Origin of the sequence: Planomonospora alba (genome assembly GCF_039534085.1) — a bacterium.
Taxonomy (GTDB): Bacteria; Actinomycetota; Actinomycetes; order Streptosporangiales; family Streptosporangiaceae; genus Planomonospora_B; species Planomonospora_B alba.
In genome coordinates, this window is record NZ_BAAAUT010000175.1 from 1 (window position 1) to 648 (window position 648).

Sequence of the window (648 nt, forward strand, 5' to 3'; positions counted from 1 at the left end):
TCGGCGGTGTCGAGGATGCGCTGGAACGGCACCCCGCCCACCTCCGGGAACACCGTCCGCAGACTCTCATGCCGCCCCGCCACATCCGCCAGCGCCCACCGCAGCGCCCCCACATCCACCCGCCCCGAAAGCCGCAACGCCACCGGCAGGTTGTACACCCCCGAAACCGGATCCAACCGGTTCAGCACCCACAACCGCCGCTGCCCGAACGACAACGCCACCCCACCCGCGGACCGCTCCACCACCCGCACCCGCGGCCGCACCACCCCCGAGTCCCGCTCCCGCTCCACCACCGACGCCAGCCCCGCCACCGACGGCGCCTCGAACACCGCCCGCACCCCGATCTCCACCCCCAGCACCGACCGCACCCGGCTCACCAGGCGCGTCGCCAGCAGCGAATCCCCACCCAAATCGAAGAACGACTCCTCCACCCCCACGCCCTCGACCCCCAGGACCTGCGCCACCACCCCGCACAGGACCTCCTCCACCACCGACCGCGGCCCCCGCCCCCCACCGGCCGAAACCCGCGGCGCCGGCAGCGCCGCCCGGTCCAGCTTCCCGTTGCGCGTCACCGGCAGCGCCTCCAGCACCACCACCGCCGACGGCACCATGAACTCCGGCAGCACCCCCGCCAGATACGCCCGCACC

1 protein-coding gene is annotated in these 648 nt (G+C 74.2%); it reads right to left on the reverse strand.

Features of this window, described 5'->3' with window-relative positions:
- A partial coding sequence (locus ABD823_RS34490; protein ID WP_344867169.1) for a phosphopantetheine-binding protein occupies positions 1 to 626 on the reverse strand: 626 nt, incomplete at its 3' end.
- Between the last annotated feature and the right edge of the window lie 22 nt (positions 627 to 648).